This is a genomic window from Streptomyces sp. NPDC088794, from assembly GCF_044750545.1.
GTDB lineage: Bacteria > Actinomycetota > Actinomycetes > Streptomycetales > Streptomycetaceae > Streptomyces.
Map to the genome: position 1 here is coordinate 19,229 of NZ_JBIVKB010000027.1, position 21,177 is coordinate 40,405.

Sequence of the window (21,177 nt, forward strand, 5' to 3'; positions counted from 1 at the left end):
CTCATACCTCGGCGAAGAAGCGGGGGTCGACGGTCCGGATGCCGGTCGTGATGGCGGCCTGGGCCGCGCCTGGGGCCGGGAAGAAGTTGAAGATCAGGATCGGCTTGGCACCGCTGTTGTCGGTGATTGGGAGCAGCACGGTGTACTTGATCCGCCGACCTTTGGTCAGCGGCTCGGCGCCGGCTGCTGGCCAAGTCCAATCATGCCCAGTCATATAGTCGTCCATCGAGGCGTAGCCGGCACGCTTGTACATCGGCCACGCGTGGTCCGACTGGAAGCGCGCGTCCAGCAGCATGTCCGTTTTGAGCGCGGCAATCTTTGCGGCTATTGTGGTTGCGCTGGCGGGCGGGGCGAACGGCCACGCCACGGGGATCTCGTTGACCTGGAACTGCCGCGCGCCACCCTCGAGGGTCTTCTTGTTCGGCCGCAGGATGATTTCGTTAAGCCCGGCGACGGTCCGGCCGAGCGGCAGCGCCATGTAGAACGACTGGGTTTTGTCGATGACCTTGGGCACCCACTTCTCCCAGTCGGCGGGCGGCACGCTGATTCCGTCGAGGTACTCGTGGCCGACGCCGTCCAACGCGGCGACCAGGGCGGCGCGAGTCTCGAAACCGTGGAAACCTGCGCCTTCGGCGTTCGGGACGGCGGGGGTCTGGACCTGGAACTCGTAGCACATGTACTCGAACCAGCCTTTGTTATTCTTCATGGTCCGCTCTGCCACTGCATTGAAGTGCTTAGGCGCGGTCACCAGGACGTGGCCCCCGAAGGCCTGCTTGAGCTTGGTCAGGAACGGCAGCGCCTTGCCCAGGTTGCAGCCCTTCAGGTGCACGAAGTGGGTGGGCGGCGGTGCCGTCCAGCCGATCAGTGAGTCGTCGATGCGGATCCGCCGGTCCGGTCCGGTGGATAATGTGTCGAGGGTTTGCCCGATGTTCTCGAACTCGGTCAGGTCGGTCGGGTTCCCGGCGGCGTTGACCTGGTTGGGGTAGAGCAGGATGCGCCACTGCCCCTCGCTGTTGGCGTGGGCCCCGATGACTAGATCGCCGGCTGGGTGGAGCGCGGTGTCGGCGTTCAGCGCCATGATGAAGCCCCGGACCTCGGACGCTGTGCGCATTTCGGTTTTCGGGAGCCGGCGCGCGACCATCGCGTTCAGCCACTTGGTGACCGGGTCGGTCACCGGTACGAAGCCGTAGTCCACCGTGGATCACCCCCTGGGGGCGCAATCGGAGATTGACCCTGGGTGCGAGCCGGATCCGCATCAGTCTGGCCCATCGGTGCGGAGGACACCACCCCCGTGTCTGTCGTAGAAAAGGTTCACCGTAAACGCATCCTCGTAATGGAATGCTGATTTCCGAATACACCCGCCATTCAGACATGACCAACCCCTGCGTGAGCCCCAGGCGTCCTTTTCGCCACAACTAGCGCGAGTTCGATACGGTTGGGATCTCGGTCAAGTCTTGGAACGGCGCATACCTCACGATGCCAACGAGTCAAGCCTTAGCGACGAGTTCGGTGGGGAACGCGATGTTCGCGGAACACTTTGCGTTGCCCGCCCGGCAGCCGTGAGGGGGCGCGGTCCGGGGTGTGAACTGCCACTCCTTGTGGAACGTCCTTGACAAGGGATAGGCATTGAGAACCTCTTGAAGAAGGTTCATGAGCGACAGGCGCCTCTTCCTGGTAACGTCCTCGGCCGAGCGGCAACACGCGTCAACTGTCTGCAGAAGCGGTGCGGACCGGCGTGCCTCACGTTCCTCGCGCCGACCGCGAGCAAGGCGTCCTGCAGCCAGAGCACGGGGTCAACGCCGGCCCGCGGCACGGGCGCACCGTGCCTGATGAGCTGCGCAGCGGCGTATTTGTGGCCCTGTTCCTGCCTGCGGATCTTCTGAGAAGCTGTTGTCTTTCCGGACGTGAAAGCTGACTTTCCGCTGGTCAGGCATGGTGTCGTGGGTTTTGTGCAGGCAGTGGGCGTCGTGTCGTCGCGGTGGTGGAGGTTCTGGGATGCCCTCGGTGATCGGTCTGCTGGAGGAGCGGGAACGGGAAGCCGCTCGGCGGGTGGAGGTGCTGCGGGAGGAGGCGGACCGGATCCTTGCCCAGCTGCGGGACGCGGAACGGGACTGGGAGCGGTTCGTGATCTCACGGGAGACGGTGGTCGAGGTCCTCGCTGGTCCCGACCATGGCGACGTTGCGGCCGAGGTCGGTGGTGCCAGTGTGGTGTGAGGGGCGTGAGGCTTTGGTGCTGTCGGCGGACTATCAGCGGCTGATGGCGGTCCTGCCTGCCCAGGGTGGCTCGTTGAGTTGCAAGGAGATCGTGTTGGCGCTCGGGGTGGCGCCGGTGCACTCGAAGACCGAGGGGGTGCGGTCGAAGACGAACCGGCTGGCGGCGAGGGGCTGGCTGGTCAAGGTGCCTTCGGGGCGGTTCGCGCTCGCGCCGGGGCTGCGAGGCGGCGGGTCATGAGCTGGGCCATCGATCACATGATCATCGCCTCGCTGGAGTCCGGGCGCCGCTCGTAGTCGCGGACCAGTCGGCGCGAGCGAAGCAGTCAGGCGAAAGATCGTTCCACCACCCAACGGCGCGGTAGCACCATGAAGCCGCAGACGTCGTCGCTGCGTTTGATCACCGTGACGATCAGGTGCAGGACGGTCAGGCCCCAGGTGATCAGGACGCCGGTGTAGCCGCCGTCGGCCCACAGCCTGGTGATCGTGGGGAAACGCGTGCTCAGGACGGGCAGCATGTCGGTGGCCGCCTGGCGGTCGGTCACGTCGCCCGCGGTCACGTTGATCATCAGCAGCAGGCCGACGGTGTCGCAGATCAGGTGCTGGCGCCTGCCGTTGATCTTCTTGCCGCCGTCGTAGCCCCGACTGCCCGAGCCGACGACTGCGTCGGCCTTCACCGACTGCGAGTCGATGACCGCCGCACTCGGCTCCGCCCGGCGCCCGGCAGCCTCCCGGACCCTGCCCCGCAGCCGGTCATGGAACTCGGCGATCAACCCGGTCTCGCGCCACCGCCGGAAGAAGGCGTAGACCCGGTCCCAGCAGGGGAAGTCCACGGGCATCGCCCGCCACTTGATGCCGTTGTCGACCACGTAGAAGATCGCATCCAACATCACCCGGTGGCAGTAGCCCTCCGGCCGTCCGCCCCGCCCTTCCAACCACGCCGGCACCGGCAGCAGCGGACGGATCACCTGCCACTGCTCATCGGTCATGTCCGTGTCGTAGACGGGCCTGCGGCCAGGATGATCGGCCGCGTTCCCGAACCTGTGCGCGAGACAGTCGCACGACACACCCGCCGACTTGAGCCCGGCACCCTCGACCCCGTACAACAGGGACAACAGGGCCTCCTCGTGCGTTCGTTGTCTCAGCAACTCCGAACTGCACCAGGGGCCCTGTCTTCATGCACGGCGACTGCGGAATCACCCGCCCCACCAGCCACTTTCGATCACACCGCACTCAAGATCGATAGGACTACAGCTTCTGAGTCCAAGCCTCGTGCGCCGAGGCGAAGGACGCCTGCCACTGCTCCGGTGTGGACTGCTCGTTCCACACTACGTCGGAGAATCGCCACCACGCCGCGGACAGCAGCTTCGTTCTCGCGATCAACGCGCCATATGCCTCCCGACGCGCAGCCTCACACCGCTCCTCGCGGTCAGCTTGCAACTGCCGCTGCTGCTGGCGCCCTTGACCATGCACGGCAGCCCAGCCACCGGCCACAGCTCCCAACGCGCCGATCGCCGCGCCCACCAGTCCCACCACGCTCGCGTCCATCACCGCGTATTAGACCGCGCGCCCGGAAGCCGCAGCCAGAGCACCGTCGCGTCCCTGTCCAACCGCCTGACGCGCTCGTCTCTGCGGGAGCGAAGGTGTTCCGTTGGTAGCCGAAGGGGAGCGCGTGGGGAGAACCGACTGCACTACGCGGCAGGCTCTCGAAAGAACCCGAAAGGACCATCCGCGCAGGTCAGAGTCGGAATTTGCCGTATCGTCGCAGGTCAGGGCGACCATGTAGACAACTTCAAGAAGATCTCGTCGTGGGCGGCTATTTTGTTTGCGCCGACGCTGGTGGGCACGATCTACGGGATGAACTTCGATCGGATGCCGGAGTTGCACTGGGTGCTCGGCTACCCCTTCGCGATGCTACTAATGGCCGCCGTATGTACCAGTTTGTACGTCATCTTCAAGCGGCGGGACTGGCTCTGAGTAGTCGTCTCGCAGGCGTCGACACACCGGGCCCGACGGCGCGAACACGGCTACCAAAGGCACCGTTCAAGCCACTGGGGAGAATCTGGGGAGAATGAAACGCGCCTCGCTTCGGCCAGCCTCCCCGATCGCAAGGACTCTGCCTGGATCGCTCCCTCCGCACCATTGGCCACCCGGAGCGTTGACAGACACGGAGAGTAAGCAACTTCACAGACTACGAAACACCGACGAGGGGCGCAGCAGTGCTGCGCCCCTCGTGTTCCCACACCATGGGGAATCGTCTCTTCTATGCGGTTGTGGGAGGCCGGTTGAGCAGGGCGTCGATGGCACCGCGCCCCTTCCCACCGGCCTCGGGCATGAAGTGGGCGTAGAAGTCCAAGGTGATGGTCGGGCTGGAGTGCCCGAGCCAGCGCGCAAGGGTGACGACGGATTCTCCCGCTTCGAGGATGACCGAGGCGTACGTGTGCCTCAGCACGTGGAAGCCGTCCTTGCGGGACGCCTTCCAGCGCTCGCCCCGCTTCCGCATGGGGATCACACCGGCCGCGGCGAGGGCGGGCTTCCACACGTCGACGTTGAAGATGTTCGCCCGGATCGCGTTGCCGAATGTCGTGGTCAGGATGAGTGGGAATTTTTCCCTCTCCCGGTCGGGCTCCGGACCGCCCCACGGCAGTTCGACCTCGACTGCGGGGTACTCCATGAAGTACTCGGCCAGCGCCGAGGCGACCGAGGAAGGCATGTCGACGACACGCGTCTTGCCGCCCTTCGGAAGTGTGAAGTACAAGCGCCCGTGAAGGAGTTGAACCTGCCGACGGATGCGCATCAGTCCTCGGCGGAAGTCGACGTCCTCCGGTGACAGCCCAAACACCTCGCCCTGGCGCAGTCCACAGCCCAGGGCAATTACGGCGGCGATGCGGTAGCGCGGGTTCATCGAGTCCCGGACCCGCAGCGCGGTCTCCAGCGGCCAGGCTTCCCGCTGGTCGTCAGGCGCCTTGGGCCAGCGCACCGACTTGGCCCGCAGCGGGTTGCGCACCAGACGCTTGTCGTCGATGGCGGTCTCGAAGATGTTCGAGAGCGTGGAGAGGATCTGACGCGAGTACCGCGGGGAGAGGTCCCCCACCAGCGTGGCGATGTAGCCCCGCAGTACCGTCGGTGTGATGTCGCGCAGGGACACCGCGCCGAGATGAGGCCGGATGTGGAGCCGGACCCGCTCGTCGATGCGCTTGACGGTGCCGGGGACGCCCTGGACTCCCGCTTGCCAGTAGCGGACGACGTAGTCCTCCAGGGCGATGGAGCCGTCGCGCGGATCGACGAATTCCCCGCGTTCGCTATCGGTGCCCGCCTGGCGAAGCCATGTCTTGGCGTCTTCGAGCGTGTCGAAGGACTTGTCCCGGACACCAGGGATGCCGGCGACTCGGTATCGGGAGCCCTTGCCGTAGCGGGTCGTGCGTTCGCGCTTGCCGCTGACGGGGTCTCTCTTCTTCTTGATCCAACGGTCTTCGATGTAGCCGGCCAAGCGACCCCCTCGAGCTGGGCAATGGGAGTTGGATCAGCGCGTGTCAAGCGCTTGTCTCGTAGTCGGGGCGGGTCTGTGGTGCCGTGTTGAGGGGGTTGAGAGCGGCATTCGAGCGGGAATCGGCCTGCTCTTGTTCACGAACCCAGGCGTCCAGGGCTTGAACGCGGTATACGACACGGCCGCGTGTGCCCATCCGGAAGCTCGGGGGCCCTTGGCGCCGGTGGCGCCAGACGTAGAGGGTGTGGGGCGAGAGGCCGAGATACTCGGCCGCGTCCCTCACGTTCAGGAACGCTTGGCGGGTAGTACCGCCTGCCTCCGGTGCTGCGGATCGATCAGATGACGAGCGTGAAGGCATGGGTGAGTCCTTGCCGGTGAAGGGGAATGAGCGCCTGGGCATTGGCGGGTGGGCCAGGACGAAGGTCGACCAACCCCGTCAGGGCAGCGGGACCGCGTCACTGTAAGGCTCCGACAAGAGGGACACTGATCACGTGACGGCTACTGCGGGGTGAGGACCGCCGGTGCACAGGAGAATGACCGGGTGGCGCCAGCGCTCTGAGGGTGAGACAGAACGCGGGGGCGCGAATTACGGCTGGGGCCAGTCCGGGAGTGCCGTGACCTCGGGCAGGTCGTCCCAGTCGATTTCGACGTCCTCAGTGCCGAAGCAGTGCGGGTAACGCAGCTCAAGCCAAGTCGGGGTGATGCCAGCCCACTCGGCAACCGTGACGGGTGAGATGCCCGTCGTCAGCCACTTCACCAGGCAGGAATCGCGGAGGATGGTGATGGACTCCCCAAGTCGCCACCGGTACAGCTCGTCCCGCGGCAAGACTGCCACTTGAGCCTGCTCCCAGATCGGCATGTAGTCGGGAGCCGAGAGCGGCCTGCCTCGCGTACCGGGAAACAGCAGGTCGTCCTCCTGCAGATCAGCGTCACTGATCCACTCACGGAGGAACTCGACGAACTGCGGCTGGAGCGGTATTTCCCTCGCCTTTCCATTGCGACGGGCCGTCAATTTACCCCCGTCGCCCTCCGGGAGCATCACGTCACTCACACGCAGGGCTCGGGCCTCACGCGGGAGCAGAGCCTGCTCGGCCACGGTGCGCATGAAGGGGTGCACCGAGCGATTGGCTCCCGCGTGCCCATGAATCGACTTGAGCAGCGATCGGACCAGCTCCGGGGAAAGTATCCATTCTTCTTCCATGACTTCGACATCCACGGCTTTGAACTCCTCAGGGAAATTGACTGAATGTGCCACGCGGGGATCAGCGCGACAGGTTCAATGGTCTGCGGAATCGCCGGTTTGGCTAACCGGCGATCGTCGGCTATGTTGCCGCGTCTCCGCGCTCCCGGCGCGAAGAAGCGTGCAGGAGCAGCGGGTGTCATCGCTCTTCTCCGGACCGCTCTAGGTTTGCTTGCTTCGCCGCTCTATTCCAGTCCGTTGCGCACTTGATGTGTCTGCCGTCGGCGAATCAGCACGACGCCAGTAGCAGGTGGGAGCGCCACAACCATCAGGCTCGCCCTGGCAGCCGTCGCCGAGGAACAGGGCAGGTGTCTTCTAAGCACCTGCCCCATTCGAGATGGCACGCCCACGTGACTAGCGAAATAGCGAGTTGCCCTTGCTGAGAGCTGTCCCACAACTGATCTTGAAGTCGATGCGGGCATAGGGGCGATGGGCTTCGCCCCCATCGCACGAGGGGCGAGGTTGTGCAGCCGCGTGATGCCTAGCAAGAGGTGGTGTACCCCGTCGCTCTTGAGACGGCAGTCGCGGAGGATCTTCCAGGTCTTCATTCGGGCAACAGAGTGCTCGACGCGAGCACGGACTTTGCGGTGAGAGGCGTTGTGCTCCTCTTTCCAGACCGCGAGTTCGCTCCGGCCGGGTTCGCGGCGATGCGGGATGACCAGGTCGGTACCCCAGTAGCCGCCGTCGGCGATGACCGTGGTCTTGCCGATGGCGGACTTCGCACCTGACAACTCCCACGCCCTGCAGTCGTTGCGGACACCGCGCTGCCTCTGGTGCGGGACGGCGGCCGACTCTGTTCGCTGACCTCGGACGCCCCTCCGCGGGAACGCGGCATCACGAGCTGGGACCTCTACGCCAAGCCCGACGCCGCGCAGCTCCTCCAGCTGGCGAAGCAGACCGCTGCCGGAACCTTGGAACTCGCACCCCGTCCCCTGCCACTGAGCGAGGGACGGGCTGCGTTCGCCCAGGCGGTCACCGGACGGGCCGGCGGCAAGAAGATCGTCCTCACCTTGGCATGACCCCGGGCACCGCCCGATCCTGAGGCCGGGCACGGTGCCCGCCAAGCGCGATCAAGAAGTCGTCATGCATGGGCCAAGACCACCGTGTTGGGCCGGCTCGCCACACCCCGCGAGATCGCGGAGGTGATCCTCTTCCTGGCCACCAACCGATCCGCCTTCCTCACCGGCGCCACGATCGCCGCCGACGCCGGCCGAACCGCCGTATAGACCCCAACGTCGCTCCGGGAGACTTGCGGGCCAACGCACCCGCTCTCGGAGCGCCCGGGCCGTGCCCCGTGCGGCGTCGGGCATCTTCTCCTGTACCGCGACGGCTTCCCCTCCCAGGATGAATCCGCCGACGCCGCCGGAAAACCGGCCGGAGCGGTTGCTGCGGCCCGGATCGCGCCGGCGCTCACTCCCGTCGCGACGAGAACCCCTCATGACATGAGGACGGCAAGTCCACTGCACCAGTCCACTGCCTGGCCAGGGATTTCCCAAGTACCGAAGACGCCGAGGGCATCTTCGGGGATGTACACGTTGCGTGCGGTGACCACGTCTTCCCCGGCTGGGCCCCGCACATCAGGTGGTCAGTACGGCAAAGCAGTATCGACCCCAGCCGCCGCCAGTTTGAGGTGTGTATGCTGACCACCACCATCTTTGCATTATGCCAAGATCTGCCGGTAGGGCGGACGGCCGCTGGAGAGCGATGAGTTACCGCACGCAAGGCCCTCGCTTCCGGATTGGTGATGTTCGCCGACGACCTCTCCGGAATCGGCCGAGCCGCCACCCGTCCGCTCACCGGCGAACTCAACATCGGTTCGAGCCGTCCAGATGCGGGCCATGGCCTCAGACGCACGGGGCGCGTGGCTTCGGCGAGGTATCGCGCACGCACGCTCGATATGAGCCTTTTTTGCTGTATGACCGATACGTTGAGATGTCCATGGCGCCAAATGGCGGGCGCAGAACGACTGGAGGCTCTACCTCATGCTGATTTCTCAGCGTCCCTCGCTGGCCGAAGAGGTCGTCGACGAGTTCCGCTCCCGGTTCGTGATCGAGCCGCTGGAGCCGGGCTTCGGCTACGCCCTCGGCAACTCGCTCCGCCGCACCCTCCTGTCGTCGATCCCCGGTGCCGCTGTCACCAATATCCGCATCGACGGCGTCCTGCACGAGTTCACCACTCTTCCGGGTGTCAGAGAGGACGTCTCCGAGCTGATCCTCAACATCAAGCAGCTGGTCGTCTCCTCGGAGCACGACGAGCCGGTCGTGATGTACCTGCGCAAGCAGGGTCCGGGGCTGGTCACCGCCGCCGACATCGCCCTGCGGAACAGCGTCGAGGTGCACAACCCCGACCTGGTCCTCGCCACGCTCAACGGCAAGGGCAAGCTGGAGATGGAGCTCACGGTCGAGCGCGGCCGCGGCTACGTCTCCGCAGTGCAGAACAAGCAGGTGGGCCAGGAGATCGGCCGTATCCCGGTCGACTCCATCTACAGCCCGGTGCTGAAGGTCACGTACAAGGTCGAGGCGACGCGTGTCGAGCAGCGGACCGACTTCGACAAGCTGATCGTCGACGTCGAGACCAAGCAGGCCATGCGGCCGCGTGACGCCATGGCGTCGGCTGGCAAGACCCTGGTGGAGCTGTTCGGTCTCGCCCGCGAGCTGAACATCGACGCCGAGGGCATCGACATGGGCCCGTCCCCGACGGACACCGCCCTGGCTGCCGACCTCGCTCTGCCGATCGAGGAGCTGGACCTCACCGTCCGCTCCTACAACTGCCTCAAGCGCGAGGGCATCCACTCCGTGGGCGAGCTCGTCGCCCGCTCGGAAGCCGACCTCCTGGACATCCGCAACTTCGGTGCGAAGTCCATCGACGAGGTCAAGGCGAAGCTGGCCGGCATGGGCCTGGCATTCAAGGACAGCCCGCCCGGCCTCGACCCGATCGCCGCCTTCGATAGCACCCCCTGAGTCCGGGCGCCGTTACAGACACGGGTTCCCCCAAGCACGAGCGGCACTGTGAGTTCGCGTTCTGCTGGGTTGATGCTGCCTGGTGACGTCTCAGGGGACCGGTAAGTGCGAGGGTTCTGGGAGGAGTTCGCCAAGCGCAACCGTTGCGTCAGGCGTTATTGCTTGTCGGCCCATTTCTGCCAGTTCACTCTTCTCTCATTGCCAAGTACCCTGCTGGCGCCGGTCGCCCGGGAGCCGAGCCCTGGCCGACAGTGCCATCGGAGCTCGACGCGTCACCGTACGGATCCCAGCGGTCCGTCCTGTGTACGCCGCGAGCTGGCCGAACCACCCCTGACGGACCACGGGTGCCGGCCGATCCCGTTCGAGCACGTCCTCGGACTCTCCCTTGACGGCGCGTGCGGAGCGGTGAGCTCCAACTCTCCCGAACCCGGGGCGGGTCGGCGCTCCGATGCTCGCTTTCGTGGCCACTCCACGGGGAGTGAGTGCCCTGGCGGATACGTCCGTACGTATGCGTGACTCAGGTACCGGCGGGACCCGAAGACACGACGTGACACGAGTGGTGAACAACGGCACACGCGGCACACGCGCGGTCTGCTCGCTTCTGGTGGTGGTCGCCGTCCTTGCCTGTGCCCTTCTCCGAAGCGCGGCTCCCGCCTCGGCACATGCGGTGCTGACCGGCAGCGACCCTCGCGAGAACAGCGTGTTGAAAGCCGCGCCGAAGCAGATCACCGTGACCTTCGACGAGTCGGTCGCACTCGTCGAGGATTCCTTGCGTGTGCTCGACCCCGACAACCGACCGGTGACGGACGGCGATCCACGACATGCAGGTGGGCGGGGCAACACGGACAGCGTGCGGCTGGCGAATGGGCTGACGCAGGGCACGTACACCGTGTCCTGGCGGGTGGTGTCGGCGGACAGCCACGCCGTGTCCGGCGCCTTCACCTTCTCCGTCGGCAAGCCGTCGACGACCCGAGCCACGGCCGCTCCCCCGCCCGCTGTGGATCCCGGCGTCGGTGCGCTGTACGGGGTCGGCCGCTATGTCGCCTACGCCGGACTGGCGCTGCTGATCGGCCTCGCGGGGTTCGTCCTGGCGTGCTGGCGCTCCGCGACCGCCGCGCGCCTGGTGCATCGGCCGTTTCTGGTCGGATGGTGGGCGCTGTTCGTGTCGACCGCGGTGCTGGTCCTGCTGCGGGGTCCCTACGACAGGGGTGACGGCCTGAGCGACGTGTTCGACCCGGGTGCGTTGCGGCAGACGGCACACAGCCGGCCCGGACTCGCACTGCTGGCACGGTTGGTGCTGCTTGTGGTCGTGGCCGTCGCAGTGCGGTATCGGCCCCGGGATCGAATACCCGGCCGACGTGCCCTGGCGGGCACCTGCGTGCTCGTGCTCGGGCTGGCCACCACCTGGGCGTCGGCCGAGCACGCGTCCGCAGGGATCCAGGTGCCCGTGGCCGTGGCCTCCTCCATGCTGCACCTGCTTGCCATGGCGGTATGGCTCGGGGGGCTGGCCGCGCTGTTGCTCGCGCTGTACCGGGCACCGGACGACGATCCCCTCCCGCCCCGCGCCGTCGCCCGCTTCTCCCGCATCGCGCTGATCTCGGTGGCGGTGCTGACCGTCACCGGCGTTTACCAGTCGTGGCGCGGGCTGGGCTCCTGGGACGCGTTCGCCACGACCTACGGCCGGATCCTGGTCTTCAAGGTCTGGGGAGTGCTGGTGATGCTGATGGCGGCCTCGTACTCCCGACGCTGGACCGCCCGCCTGTTGCATACGCCACAGGAGCAGCGGGTGCTGGTGGCAGTGGGGGGTGAGGACCCTCCCACCCCTCCCGGGGACGCGAACCCTCCGGAATCATCCGCCGACCAGGAGGCGCACCGGCGCGGCCTGCGTCGGTCCGTGCTGGCCGAGATCGCGGTCGGCGTACTGGTCCTCGTCCTGACGACCGTGCTGACCGGCACCGGAACGGGCCGTGCCGCCGAGGCCGCCGCCTCCACTTCCGCTGCCGGGCAGCCCGAGGTGTCCCTGACGCTGATCCCGTACGACACCGGCGAGAACACTCTGTCGGGACGCGGCAAGGTGCAGGTCACCCTCGAACCGGGCCGGGTCGGCCGGAACGTGGTGGAGGCGATCGTCTACGGAGCCGACGACAGTCCCGTCACGATCCCGGAGCTCCGTCTGAGCTTCACCCTCGCCGAGCAGCACATCGGCCCACTAGACGCCGAACTCGTCGACGAACGAGGCTACTGGGGCAGCGACACCCTCAACCTCCCGATCGCCGGCACCTGGACGATGAAGGCCACGGTCCGGGTCTCGGACATCGACCAGGTCACCGTGTCGAAGACGGTGAAGGTCGGCCGCTGACCCACGGGGCGGAAGGAGTCGGGGGAACCAGTTGACGAAGGACCGGGGGTCGGCGTTCCAGCCACTACCGACGTTGGCACAATGCAAACATGACCGGAACAGTCATCACCCACACCCGCACGGCCATTGCGGCGTCCCTGTCCATCGTGCTCGCGGTCCTGCTCTCGGGTTGCACAGGCGATGCCAAAGCCTATGCGCCGCCGCCCGGGAGCACGGGCGTCGACTCGGCCCTGGGCCGCCTCACCGTGCACATCGCCGACATCGATCTGACGATCACGGATGCCGTCGCGCACCTCGATCGTTCCGGTGACGGCACGCTCACCATGTCGGTGCGCAACGACGGCGCGGTGCCCGAGCACCTCGGCATGGTCGCGACCCCGGACGAGGGCCGGGGCGTCCTCGTAGGCGCGAAGTCTGCCAAAGGGAATGGATCGCTTTCCACCGCGGGGATCCTGGTGCTGTCCGGCACCACGGTCACCTTCCGCGGCGCCGGCCCCGCCGTCGAGTTGCACGACGTCCGCGGGGTCACGGCCCGGCACACGCTCCCGGTGACGCTTCAGTTCGGGGTGGCCGGACTGCTCCATCTCCGGACACCTGTCTCCTCGTCCTGACGGTTCACGCAGGGCTCGCCGACGATCTCACCACCACGACGCCGCCGAATCGCGTCCCGCAGCAGTGCCGGGGAAGGCCGCGTCGAGCGCCTGGGTTCGGTCGGCATAGCCCGTGATACGGGTGACGAGACCGTCGTTGACATCGAAGACGTGGTACGCCACCGTCTGCGAGTCGGCGGGCGGCACGGCACCGTGGATGCACAGGCCGAGGACAACGGCGGACGGGTAGGTGAAGGACTCCTCGACCGCTGCCCACAGCCCGAGGGCGTGCAGGCGGGCGAGATGACTGAGGACATGGGAACGGGTGTGGCAGCCGATGCCGCCTGAGTCGGGCGGGTTCCAGCGCACGTTCGGGTGCAGTACGTCGACGAGCAGCTGGCAGTCGGCGGCATGCAGGGCTTCGCGTAGTTGCGCCGTCACGGCGCCGGGGCCGCGCGGGGAAACTGATGACATTCGGACCTCTTGGAAACGCGGAGCGATGGGCATCGGGCTGTACCGGCCCGGGGCCACGTCGCCTGGAGGGGTGGCATGGCCCTGGGCACCGGTCGGCCGAACGACGGCTAGGCGGGCACCGCGGCGAGTTGCCGTAGGGACGGCCGCCTCCTCCCGGCCAGCGAGGTGCCGACGAGACGAGTCGCGCCGGGCAGTCCGGCGAAGCGCAGGGCAGCACGGCGAAGGCGCAGTTGCCGTGCCGTTTCGGGGACGTACCAGCGGGCCGTTCTGCGGGCGGCCCGTTGTCTGTTCCTGATGACCGGACGCCAAAGCCGTTCATAACCGCGCAGTGCGTCCTCGACGCGACGCGTGCCGGCGAGTTGGTCCGCCAGGACATAGGCACCCGCGATCGCCAGTGAGGCCCCTTGCCCTGACAGCGGGGAGACGGCCTGGCAGGCGTCGCCGACCAGGACGACCCGCCCGCGACTCCAGGACGGAAGGTCGGTCTGGGCGACCTGGTCGTAGTAGACCCGGTCATGCGGCGGGCAGCCGGCCAGAGCGCGGGGGACGAGCCAGCCCAGGGAGCTGTACTCGTGGTAGAGGGCAGTCCGTGCGTCCTCGGGGCGGCGAGGGTCGGCGCTGCGATGGACGGCGAACGCGGCCACCCTGCCGTCCCGGAGACCGTAGAGGCCCATCTGCCGCCCGGCGGTGTCGGTCAGACCGAACCGGTCGCCCAGTTCGGCATGGGCGTATGGGTCGTCGAAGGTGAACGCGGCAGCGTGGTAGCCCAGGTAGCGCACGCACCGCTGCTCCTCGCCGAAGACCATGGCCCGCACAGTGGAGTGCAGGCCGTCGGCCCCGACAAGAAGGTCGGCGTCGAGGGCGGTGCCGTCCGTGAGGGTGACGCGGACGCCGTACGGGCTGGGATCGATGCGGGACGGGCCGACGCCGTAACGCAGACCGACGGCGAAGGACAGCCGCTCACGCAGCGCGAGTTCGAGGTCCGGCCGCATGATGCTCAGCAGGCGACCGTCCAGGGAACGGGCGAACCGGCCGTAGCCAAGGCGGGCGCGGCACTGTCCCCCTTCGTCGACGAAGGCGGCCTCGGAGACCGGGTAGCCGAGCTCTTCCAGCCAGGGCAGCACGCCCATCGCCTCGGCCGCGTCGTACCCCGGGCCGAAGAAGTCGATCATGTACCCCTCGGTGCGGGGGTACGGGGCCTTCTCCAGGACCACCACCTCCCAGCCGAGCATGTTGTACAGGCGCCCGGCCAGGGTCAGTCCGGCGATACCGGCTCCGCAGATCACTGCTCTCATCGGTGCGTCTCGCCTCTTCCGCTACCCGGACGCTCATCCCCTCCCACACTCTTGCACTATGCAAAGCTCATAGGCAAGAATGCCTGGTCCTCCCCGCCCGGAGGCGGGCAGTCTTGATGCTTCCCTAACGCCTCACCAACGGTTCCTTGACGTATCGTCGTGGCTGGTGTGCCGGGAAGACGGGTCGGCGAAGTGTCCTCAACGAACCGTCCCAGGAAGGTCTTCGCGTGACCTCGTCGAAGTCGCCCGCAGCCGTCGCGACCACCTCCGACCTCCCCACGCACGGTCGCGGCCCGCGCCGTTCCGTGCTCTTCTTCGCGTTCGCCTTCGCGGTGATCGCCGACCCGGTCTCGTCGGTCGCGTACGCGATCGAGGCCGCGCTGCGCGCCCTGCACGGCGACCTCGCCCTGCTGCTGCCGACCATGAGCCTGGTCATCGGACTCATCGTGATCGTCACCGCCAACTACTGGCAGCTCGTGCGCCGTTTCCCCAAGGGCGGCGGGGCGGCGGCCGCGGCCGGGCGCGCCTTCGGGCCGCGCTGGACGTTCCTGCCGATCGGCGCGCTGGTCGTCGACTTCGTGCTGACCATCGGCATCTCTATCGCCGCCGCGGCCAGCGCGGTCATCGCCCTCTTCCCCGATCTGGCCGCCTGGCGCATCCCGCTCGCCCTCGTCCTGTTGGTGGTGGTGGCCGGGCTGACCTGGTTCGGGCACGGCGGGCGGCTGCTGTTCGCCGTCATGACGGTCGCGTTCGTGGTCATCTCCGTGGCCGTGCTGGTCCTGGGCTTCACCTCCCCGCACACCACCGGGCACGCCGCCGCCACAACCGACCCGGGCCGCTCCGCGGTACTCGCCGTAGTGCTGGCCTTCCCGGTCGCCATGGCGCTGGCCACCGGAGTGGAGGCGCCCTCGACCGCGATCGCCCAACTCGGCCAGCTGAACGACGCCCACCGCCGCCGCTTCGGCCGCGGCACCCTCGCCCTGCTGGTCGTGATCGTCGGCGGTCTTACCCTGGCCCTGACCGCCCTCGCCGTCCGGCTGCACATCGGCATCCCCGGCGCCGACTCCACCCAGATCGCGGACATCGCGCACGCCGCCGCCGGGCCGGGCCGGCTCTACGGCGCGTTCCAGCTGACCAGTTCGCTGCTGCTGCTCGCCGCCGCGAGCTCCTCCTTCCAGGCCGGGCCCGGACTGCTCAAGGCCCTGTCGGGCACCGCAGAGCGGCCCGGCGTACTGCCACCGGTGCTGGGCCGGACCAACCACCACCACACCCCGTACTGGTCGGTCGTGGTCTACCTGGCCGTCGCCGCGCTGATCATCGTCGCCTCGGCGGGCCAGGAGCAGGAACTGGTCCTCTTCTACGCCGTCGCGGTCTTCGTCAGCTTCCTGGTCGGCCTGGTGGCCATGGCCCACTTCGCCGCCCGCGAGAACAAGACGGCCCTGGCCTGGGTCAACGGCCTGGCAGCCGCAGCTGTCTCCTTCACCCTCGCGGTGAACCTGCTGCGCGGCTGGCCCATGCTCTCCCTGGCCGCCACCCTGCTCATCGCAGCCGGACTGTACGCCCGGTGGACACGGGCCGGACGCCCCAGCGGCATCGAGGACGTCGAGGCACACACCGAAGCCGGCTGACGGCTGACGGCTGCGCAGACGTCAGGCGCCGCCGCCTCGGTGAGCACCCACGATCAACGATGAGGAGACCTGACTGCTCACTGCTCACTGCTCACCTCCGGCGTCCGTAGCTCTGCCCCCGCTTCCGGTAGGGCGCCCGCGCGCCAAGGGGCCCTCCGGCCCCGTTCCGGGGACGACGCCCCGTGACGCGCACCCTTGACTTGTTTTGCATAATGCAAAGAAGGAAGGGGAACCATGAGCGCCATTTCGACAGCAAGGGACGGCAAGCACGTGCCCAGTACCGCAACGAGGGGTTTCACCCCCATCCCACGGTTCGCGGGACTGCGCACCGCTCCCTGGGGCCTGATGGCCCTGGCCGTCGTGGTCGGCGCCGGGGCCGGTGGCGGTTCGGTCGTCTTCCGCTGGTGCATCAAGACGTTCACCCGGCTCTTCTCCGGCCACGCCGACTACGCCGCCTCCCCGGGCGCGGACAATCCGCACGTGTCGTGGCTCGGTCCGTACTTCGTCCTGCTTGCGCCGGTAGTCGGCGGCCTGCTGTACGGGCCGCTGGTGAACAGGTTCGCCAAGGAGGCGCGCGGGCACGGTGTGCCCGAGGTGATGCTGGCCGTCGCCCAGCGCGGCGGTCGCATCAGCCCCAAGGTCGCCGTCGTGAAGACCCTCGCCTCCGCGCTGTGTATCGGCTCCGGCGGCTCCGTGGGCCGTGAGGGTCCGATCGTGCAGATCGGCTCAGCGCTCGGCTCCACACTCGGCCGCCTCACCAAGGTGACCGAGGGCCGGATGAAACTCCTGGTCGCCTGCGGCGCGGCAGGCGGCATCGCGGCCACCTTCAACGCACCCCTGGCCGGCGTGTTCTTCGCGATGGAACTGATCCTGGGCACCTTCAGCGCCGAAGCCTTCGGTGCCACCGTGCTGGCCAGCGTCACGGCGAGCGTCATCGGACGGGCCGCCTTCGGCAACACGCCCTTCCTGAGCCTGCCCGACTTCCACGTCGACCACCTCACCCAGTACGGTCTGTTCGCCGCGCTCGGTGTCGGCGCCGCCGTGGTGGGCGTGGGCTTCTCCCGGTTCCTGTACCTGATCGAGGATGCCTGCGACTGGGTCTGGCGCGGCCCGGAGTGGCTGCGCCCGGCGGTCGGCGGCCTCGCCCTCGGGCTGGTCCTGCTGGCCCTGCCCGAGATGTACGGCGTCGGCTACCCGGTACTGCAGAAGGCGACCGAGGGAAGCTACGCGGTCGGCTTCCTGCTCCTGCTGCTGGTCGGCAAGATGCTGGCGACCAGCCTGACCATCGGCATCGGCGGCTCGGGCGGCGTGTTCGCGCCGAGCCTGTTCATCGGGGCGATGCTCGGTTCGGCGTACGGCATCGGCGTCCACCACCTGCTGCCGCACTCCGCGGGCGCGGTCGGCGCGTACGCGCTGGTCGGCATGGGCGCGGTCTTCGCCGGCGCGGCCCGCGCGCCGATCACCGCCGTGGTCATCCTCTTCGAGCTCACCGGCGAGTACTCGATCATCCTGCCGCTGATGCTCGCGATCGTGCTGGCCACCGCCGTCAGCCACCTGATCTCGCACGACACCGTCTACACCCTCAAACTGCGGCGCCGCGGCATCGATCTCGAAGGCCCCGCACCCGGCGCACGGATCGGCACCCAGCACGTCAGCGCGGTCATGGAGCCCCTGCCGTCACCGCTGTCCGCATCCACGACCCTGGCGGACTCGGCCGACCTGCTGAGCCTGTCCGGTCACGGCGCCCTCCCGGTCGTCGACGACACCGGAAACTACGTCGGCGTCGTCACCGCGCAGGCCGTGGCCGAAGCACTCACGGAACAGCCGGACGACGCACCCACGCATGTGGGACAGCTCGCCGAGCCCCCCTCCACGATCACTGCGGACCAACCCCTGGCCCAGGCCCTGCACACCCTCCTCTCGGCCGCCGGAACCGGGGTACCCGTGCTCGACTCCGACCACGGCAAGCCCGTCGGCTGGCTCAGCCACCAAAGCGCACTGCGCGCGGTACACACGGCCACCTGAGGGCCGCGGAGCTGCCCGATCGCCCGGACACCCCAACTTTTGCACTGTGCAAAAATGGGTACGCGGGTCTTGATGCCCGGATCGCTCCGAGGAGGTGGGCCATGCACACAGACCACGTCCAGCGCTCCTACTCGTTCGCGTGCCTCGACTGCGGGCACGGCTGGGAGGACACGTACGACATCGACGTGACCGTGGACGACGACGCGCGGATCACCGCCGTGTACCGCCTCGACGGCACGCGCGTGCCGTCGCCGCTGCAGTCACCGCGCTGCCCGGCCTGCGAGAGCCGCAAGATACGCATCATGCGACCGGGGCGCGTCACGACGGCGCGCCTGCACGAGAGGTGACGGCCATGGAGCCGCACCACCAGCCCCCCGGCCTGACTGGAGGCGCTGGGCTGGGTCAGCCTGGCCGCGGCCGGGCGAGCACGCCGGCCATCGTGGCGGACATGGCACTGCGCGGATACCGGCAGCGCATGTGGATCATGCACCTGATGTTCCCGATCACGACCCTGCACTGGGGGCCCGCTGCCCTGTGGTTCCACCTCCGCCACGGTCGGCGCACTTCGCTGCCGGTGATCGAACGCGAGGGTGAACCGGATCCCGAGACCGGGATCTGCTTCCAGCGCTTCACGATCGCCCCCATGCGGGACATCGGATCCGCGCGAGGAGCGTGGGCGATGGTCAAGACCGACACGTTCTCCATCACCCCACTCCAGACCGGCCTGCTCGCGAGCAGGTGGGTCTACCAGGAGGCCCTCTCCGCCCCGGGACTGGCGAAGACGACGGTCCCGTACCGGCTGCTGATACAGCTCACCGAACCGGCGCATTGCTCACATCGGGTCATTTTGCATAGTGCAACATAGCGTGTCGCTTCCGGTCCGGCGGACATGAGGGGTAGTCGTCGGTACATCCACGACCGACCCGCCCGCCGCGGAGGCACCCCTCGATGGCCAAGCGAACCGCACGCCCCACGACCCGCAAGACGCTGCTGGGAGCGGCAGCCGTCGTAGCCCTGGCCGCGGTCAACGCGCCGGTGCTGGCGGGCTTCGCCCGGCACGCCTACCACCGCTACGAGATCAACCAGCCCGAGTACAAGGCGAAGTACGGTCACTGGGCACCGGCCGCGCTGCCGGAGACGTACCAGCTCAACGCCATCCACGCGATCCTGCTGCACACCGGCAAGGTCCTGCTGATCGCCGGATCCGGCAACAACGTCAAGCACTTCAACGGCGGCGTCTTCAAGAGCACCCTGTGGGACCCGGCCTCCGACACCTTCAAAAAGATCGACACCCCGGCGGACCTGTTCTGCGGCGGCCACACCCAGCTGCCCGACGGAAAGATCCTCGTAGCCGGCGGCACCGCCCGCTACGAGGCCCTCAAGGGCGACGTCAGACGCGCGGGCGGTGCCATGCTGGTCAAGAACGAGGACCCGGACAGGGCCCGCACCTTCCCCAAGGGCACCGTCTTCCGCTCCCCCGCCGGCGTCGAGTACCGCTCGCAGTTCGCCGTGCGCGTGCCGGCCGCCAAGAAGACGCCCACGGGCCGAGGCGGCAGCGTCACCGTCACCGCGAGCGAGGCGCGCGTCTTCGTCGAGGCCACGGAGGAGGGACCGCTCGGCATCACCAATGCCACCGAGCAGTACGCGATCCAGGGCCTGAAGGGCGAGGACTCCGACAACCTCTACGGCATCGCCAACAAGCTCGGCCTCGACAAGAAGGACTTCCAAGGCACCAAGGACGCCTACGAGTTCGATCCGCTCACCGAGAAGTACACGAAGGTGGGCCCGATGAGCGAGGCCCGCTGGTACCCGACCCTGACCACACTGTCCGACGGCCGCGTCCTGGCCGTGTCCGGACTGGACGACATCGGGCAGGTCGTGCCCGGCAAGAACGAGATCTACGACCCGGGCACCAGGACCTGGTCCAAGGCGCCCACCCGCTACTTCCCCACCTACCCGTCCTTCTTCCTCACGGGCAGGAAACAGATCTTCTACACCGGTTCCAACGCCGGCTACGGACCCGCGGACAAGGGCCGCACCCCCGGACTGTGGAACCTCAGGACCAACACCTTCACCCCGGTCCCCGGCCTCACCGACCCCGACATCCTGGAGACGTCCTCCTCCGTCCTGCTGCCACCCGCGCAGAGCAGGAAGGTCATGGTGCTCGGCGGCGGGGGCGTGGGCGAGTCGCGCGCCGCGACCTCCCGCACGGCGATCGTCGACCTCGGCGCCGCGCACCCCGCCTTCACAGCCGGTCCGCGCCTGCCGGAGAACACCCGCTACCTCAACAGCGTGATCATGCCGGACGACACCGTCTTCACCACCGGCGGCAGCTCGGGATACCGCGGCAAGGGCGCCAGTGACATCCTCAAGGCACAGTTCTACGACCCCGCAGCCGACGCCTTCACCCCGGCCGCCGATCCTGCCGTCGGCCGCGACTACCACACCGAGGCCCTGCTCCTGCCCGACGGCCGCGTCGCCGTCTTTGGCTCCGACCCGCTCTTCTCCGACAAGGCCGACACCCGCCCCGGTCACTTCGAGCAGCGCGTCGAGGTCTTCTCGCCGCCCTATCTCTTTCACGGCGCACGCCCTCGGTTCGACCTCGCCGGAAGGAACCGGGCGGACCGTGGGGACGCTCTCACGCTTCGCTCGGCGGACGCCGCCCGCATCACCCGCGTCCGGCTCATGCGGCCCGGATCGGCCACCCACGTCACCGATTTCGATCAGCGCTCCGTTGCCCTGGACGTGATCCGCCGCACCGGCGGATCACTCACCGTCCGCATTCCCGACGATCCGTCACTTGCCCCCTCGGGCTGGTACATGGTCGTCGCCACAGCGAGCGACGGCACTCCGTCGAAGGGTCGGTGGCTGCAGGTTCGATAAGGGGCGGGGCCCGGCGAACACTCAC

General features: G+C 67.9%; 19 protein-coding genes and 3 pseudogenes. 12 read left to right on the forward strand and 10 right to left on the reverse strand.

Translation table 11 applies throughout. The annotated features are described in order from the left end of the window. Position 1: 1 nt before the first annotated feature. Positions 2-1,195: a hypothetical protein gene (locus ACIP6U_RS46080; protein WP_401729248.1), complete on the reverse strand. Its 1,194-nt coding sequence runs from the start codon at positions 1,193-1,195 to the stop codon at positions 2-4. Positions 1,196-1,995: 800 nt separating this feature from the next. Here ACIP6U_RS46080 and ACIP6U_RS46085 point away from each other — a divergent pair. After that, complete coding sequence (locus ACIP6U_RS46085; RefSeq protein WP_401729250.1) at positions 1,996-2,214, forward strand: hypothetical protein; 219 nt, start codon at positions 1,996-1,998, stop codon at positions 2,212-2,214. A 33-nt stretch (positions 2,215-2,247) separates the two neighbouring features. Here ACIP6U_RS46085 and ACIP6U_RS46090 read toward each other — a convergent pair whose 3' ends face one another. The 3 genes from ACIP6U_RS46090 to ACIP6U_RS46100 all read right to left on the reverse strand — a co-directional run bounded on the left by ACIP6U_RS46090 (position 2,248) and on the right by ACIP6U_RS46100 (position 3,759). After that, on the reverse strand, positions 2,248-2,397 hold the full coding sequence (locus ACIP6U_RS46090; RefSeq protein WP_401729251.1) for a hypothetical protein: 150 nt from the start codon (positions 2,395-2,397) through the stop codon (positions 2,248-2,250). 140 nt (positions 2,398-2,537) lie between these two features. Then, the gene (locus tag ACIP6U_RS46095) at positions 2,538-3,326 is read right to left on the reverse strand and encodes an IS5 family transposase (RefSeq protein ID WP_401729253.1); all 789 of its coding nucleotides are present in this window, start codon (positions 3,324-3,326) and stop codon (positions 2,538-2,540) included. Positions 3,327-3,459: 133 nt separating this feature from the next. Then, a complete protein-coding gene (locus tag ACIP6U_RS46100; protein ID WP_401729320.1) occupies positions 3,460-3,759 on the reverse strand; it encodes a hypothetical protein in 300 nt (99 codons plus the stop codon). A gap of 237 nt (positions 3,760-3,996) precedes the next feature. Between ACIP6U_RS46100 and ACIP6U_RS46105 the strand changes: the two are divergent. Beyond that, positions 3,997-4,188, forward strand: a pseudogene (locus ACIP6U_RS46105) (CorA family divalent cation transporter); the annotation flags it as partial. A 286-nt stretch (positions 4,189-4,474) separates the two neighbouring features. Here the strand turns inward: ACIP6U_RS46105 and ACIP6U_RS46110 are convergent. The 4 genes and pseudogenes from ACIP6U_RS46110 to ACIP6U_RS46125 form a co-directional block, all read right to left on the reverse strand. Continuing rightward, a complete protein-coding gene (locus ACIP6U_RS46110; RefSeq protein WP_401729254.1) occupies positions 4,475-5,701 on the reverse strand; it encodes a tyrosine-type recombinase/integrase in 1,227 nt (408 codons plus the stop codon). Positions 5,702-5,744: 43 nt separating this feature from the next. Then, complete coding sequence (locus ACIP6U_RS46115) at positions 5,745-6,098, reverse strand: helix-turn-helix transcriptional regulator (RefSeq protein ID WP_401729256.1); 354 nt, start codon at positions 6,096-6,098, stop codon at positions 5,745-5,747. Between the two features lie 186 nt (positions 6,099-6,284). Continuing rightward, positions 6,285-6,914 (reverse strand): tyrosine-type recombinase/integrase, encoded by a 630-nt coding sequence (locus tag ACIP6U_RS46120; protein WP_401729257.1) that lies wholly within the window; start codon positions 6,912-6,914, stop codon positions 6,285-6,287. Positions 6,915-7,393: 479 nt separating this feature from the next. Beyond that, a pseudogene (locus tag ACIP6U_RS46125) lies at positions 7,394-7,699 on the reverse strand (transposase family protein); the annotation flags it as partial. 12 nt (positions 7,700-7,711) lie between these two features. Here ACIP6U_RS46125 and ACIP6U_RS46130 point away from each other — a divergent pair. The 5 genes and pseudogenes from ACIP6U_RS46130 (at position 7,712) to ACIP6U_RS46150 (ending at position 12,868) form a co-directional block, all read left to right on the forward strand. Then, positions 7,712-7,957 carry a hypothetical protein gene (locus ACIP6U_RS46130; RefSeq protein ID WP_401729322.1) on the forward strand — a complete coding sequence of 82 codons (246 nt, stop codon included), beginning with the start codon at positions 7,712-7,714 and terminating at the stop codon, positions 7,955-7,957. Between the two features lie 60 nt (positions 7,958-8,017). Then, positions 8,018-8,164, forward strand: a pseudogene (locus tag ACIP6U_RS46135) (SDR family oxidoreductase); the annotation flags it as partial. A 756-nt stretch (positions 8,165-8,920) separates the two neighbouring features. Continuing rightward, positions 8,921-9,898 carry a DNA-directed RNA polymerase subunit alpha gene (locus ACIP6U_RS46140; protein ID WP_401729259.1) on the forward strand — a complete coding sequence of 326 codons (978 nt, stop codon included), beginning with the start codon at positions 8,921-8,923 and terminating at the stop codon, positions 9,896-9,898. A gap of 547 nt (positions 9,899-10,445) precedes the next feature. Then, complete coding sequence (locus ACIP6U_RS46145; RefSeq protein ID WP_401729261.1) at positions 10,446-12,257, forward strand: copper resistance CopC/CopD family protein; 1,812 nt, start codon at positions 10,446-10,448, stop codon at positions 12,255-12,257. Positions 12,258-12,346: 89 nt separating this feature from the next. Next, the gene (locus ACIP6U_RS46150; protein ID WP_401729264.1) at positions 12,347-12,868 is read left to right on the forward strand and encodes a hypothetical protein; all 522 of its coding nucleotides are present in this window, start codon (positions 12,347-12,349) and stop codon (positions 12,866-12,868) included. Positions 12,869-12,895: 27 nt separating this feature from the next. On the opposite strand, the gene ACIP6U_RS46155 is transcribed toward ACIP6U_RS46150, so the two are convergent. After that, positions 12,896-13,321: a hypothetical protein gene (locus tag ACIP6U_RS46155; RefSeq protein WP_401729265.1), complete on the reverse strand. Its 426-nt coding sequence runs from the start codon at positions 13,319-13,321 to the stop codon at positions 12,896-12,898. A gap of 107 nt (positions 13,322-13,428) precedes the next feature. Then, entirely contained in the window at positions 13,429-14,616 is a 1,188-nt protein-coding gene (locus ACIP6U_RS46160; protein ID WP_401729267.1) for an FAD-dependent monooxygenase, read from the reverse strand. Positions 14,617-14,843: 227 nt separating this feature from the next. Here ACIP6U_RS46160 and ACIP6U_RS46165 point away from each other — a divergent pair, with 227 nt between their 5' ends. The 5 genes from ACIP6U_RS46165 (at position 14,844) to ACIP6U_RS46185 (ending at position 21,152) form a co-directional block, all read left to right on the forward strand. Further along, positions 14,844-16,244, forward strand: a complete 1,401-nt coding sequence (locus tag ACIP6U_RS46165; RefSeq protein WP_401729268.1) for an amino acid permease — start codon at positions 14,844-14,846, stop codon at positions 16,242-16,244. A 345-nt stretch (positions 16,245-16,589) separates the two neighbouring features. Next, a complete protein-coding gene (locus tag ACIP6U_RS46170) occupies positions 16,590-18,269 on the forward strand; it encodes a chloride channel protein (RefSeq protein ID WP_401729318.1) in 1,680 nt (559 codons plus the stop codon). Between the two features lie 101 nt (positions 18,270-18,370). Next, entirely contained in the window at positions 18,371-18,616 is a 246-nt protein-coding gene (locus tag ACIP6U_RS46175) for a hypothetical protein (RefSeq protein ID WP_401729270.1), read from the forward strand. A 101-nt stretch (positions 18,617-18,717) separates the two neighbouring features. After that, positions 18,718-19,134, forward strand: a complete 417-nt coding sequence (locus tag ACIP6U_RS46180; RefSeq protein ID WP_401729271.1) for a hypothetical protein — start codon at positions 18,718-18,720, stop codon at positions 19,132-19,134. An 83-nt stretch (positions 19,135-19,217) separates the two neighbouring features. Then, complete coding sequence (locus tag ACIP6U_RS46185) at positions 19,218-21,152, forward strand: galactose oxidase-like domain-containing protein (RefSeq protein WP_401729273.1); 1,935 nt, start codon at positions 19,218-19,220, stop codon at positions 21,150-21,152. Positions 21,153-21,177 lie beyond the last annotated feature (25 nt).

What these genes read in the sequence shown, in the direction of transcription:
- ACIP6U_RS46085 (WP_401729250.1), top strand. Translation starts at nt 1,996, where the DNA reads ATGCCCTCGGTGATCGGTCTGCTGGAGGAGCGGGAACGGGAAGCCGCT.
- ACIP6U_RS46100 (WP_401729320.1), bottom strand. Translation starts at nt 3,759, where the DNA reads ATGGACGCGAGCGTGGTGGGACTGGTGGGCGCGGCGATCGGCGCGTTG.
- ACIP6U_RS46115 (WP_401729256.1), bottom strand. Translation starts at nt 6,098, where the DNA reads ATGCCCAGGCGCTCATTCCCCTTCACCGGCAAGGACTCACCCATGCCT.
- ACIP6U_RS46140 (WP_401729259.1), top strand. Translation starts at nt 8,921, where the DNA reads ATGCTGATTTCTCAGCGTCCCTCGCTGGCCGAAGAGGTCGTCGACGAG.
- ACIP6U_RS46150 (WP_401729264.1), top strand. Translation starts at nt 12,347, where the DNA reads ATGACCGGAACAGTCATCACCCACACCCGCACGGCCATTGCGGCGTCC.
- ACIP6U_RS46155 (WP_401729265.1), bottom strand. Translation starts at nt 13,321, where the DNA reads ATGTCATCAGTTTCCCCGCGCGGCCCCGGCGCCGTGACGGCGCAACTA.
- ACIP6U_RS46160 (WP_401729267.1), bottom strand. Translation starts at nt 14,616, where the DNA reads ATGAGAGCAGTGATCTGCGGAGCCGGTATCGCCGGACTGACCCTGGCC.
- ACIP6U_RS46170 (WP_401729318.1), top strand. Translation starts at nt 16,590, where the DNA reads ATGGCCCTGGCCGTCGTGGTCGGCGCCGGGGCCGGTGGCGGTTCGGTC.
- ACIP6U_RS46175 (WP_401729270.1), top strand. Translation starts at nt 18,371, where the DNA reads ATGCACACAGACCACGTCCAGCGCTCCTACTCGTTCGCGTGCCTCGAC.
- ACIP6U_RS46180 (WP_401729271.1), top strand. Translation starts at nt 18,718, where the DNA reads ATGGCACTGCGCGGATACCGGCAGCGCATGTGGATCATGCACCTGATG.
- ACIP6U_RS46185 (WP_401729273.1), top strand. Translation starts at nt 19,218, where the DNA reads ATGGCCAAGCGAACCGCACGCCCCACGACCCGCAAGACGCTGCTGGGA.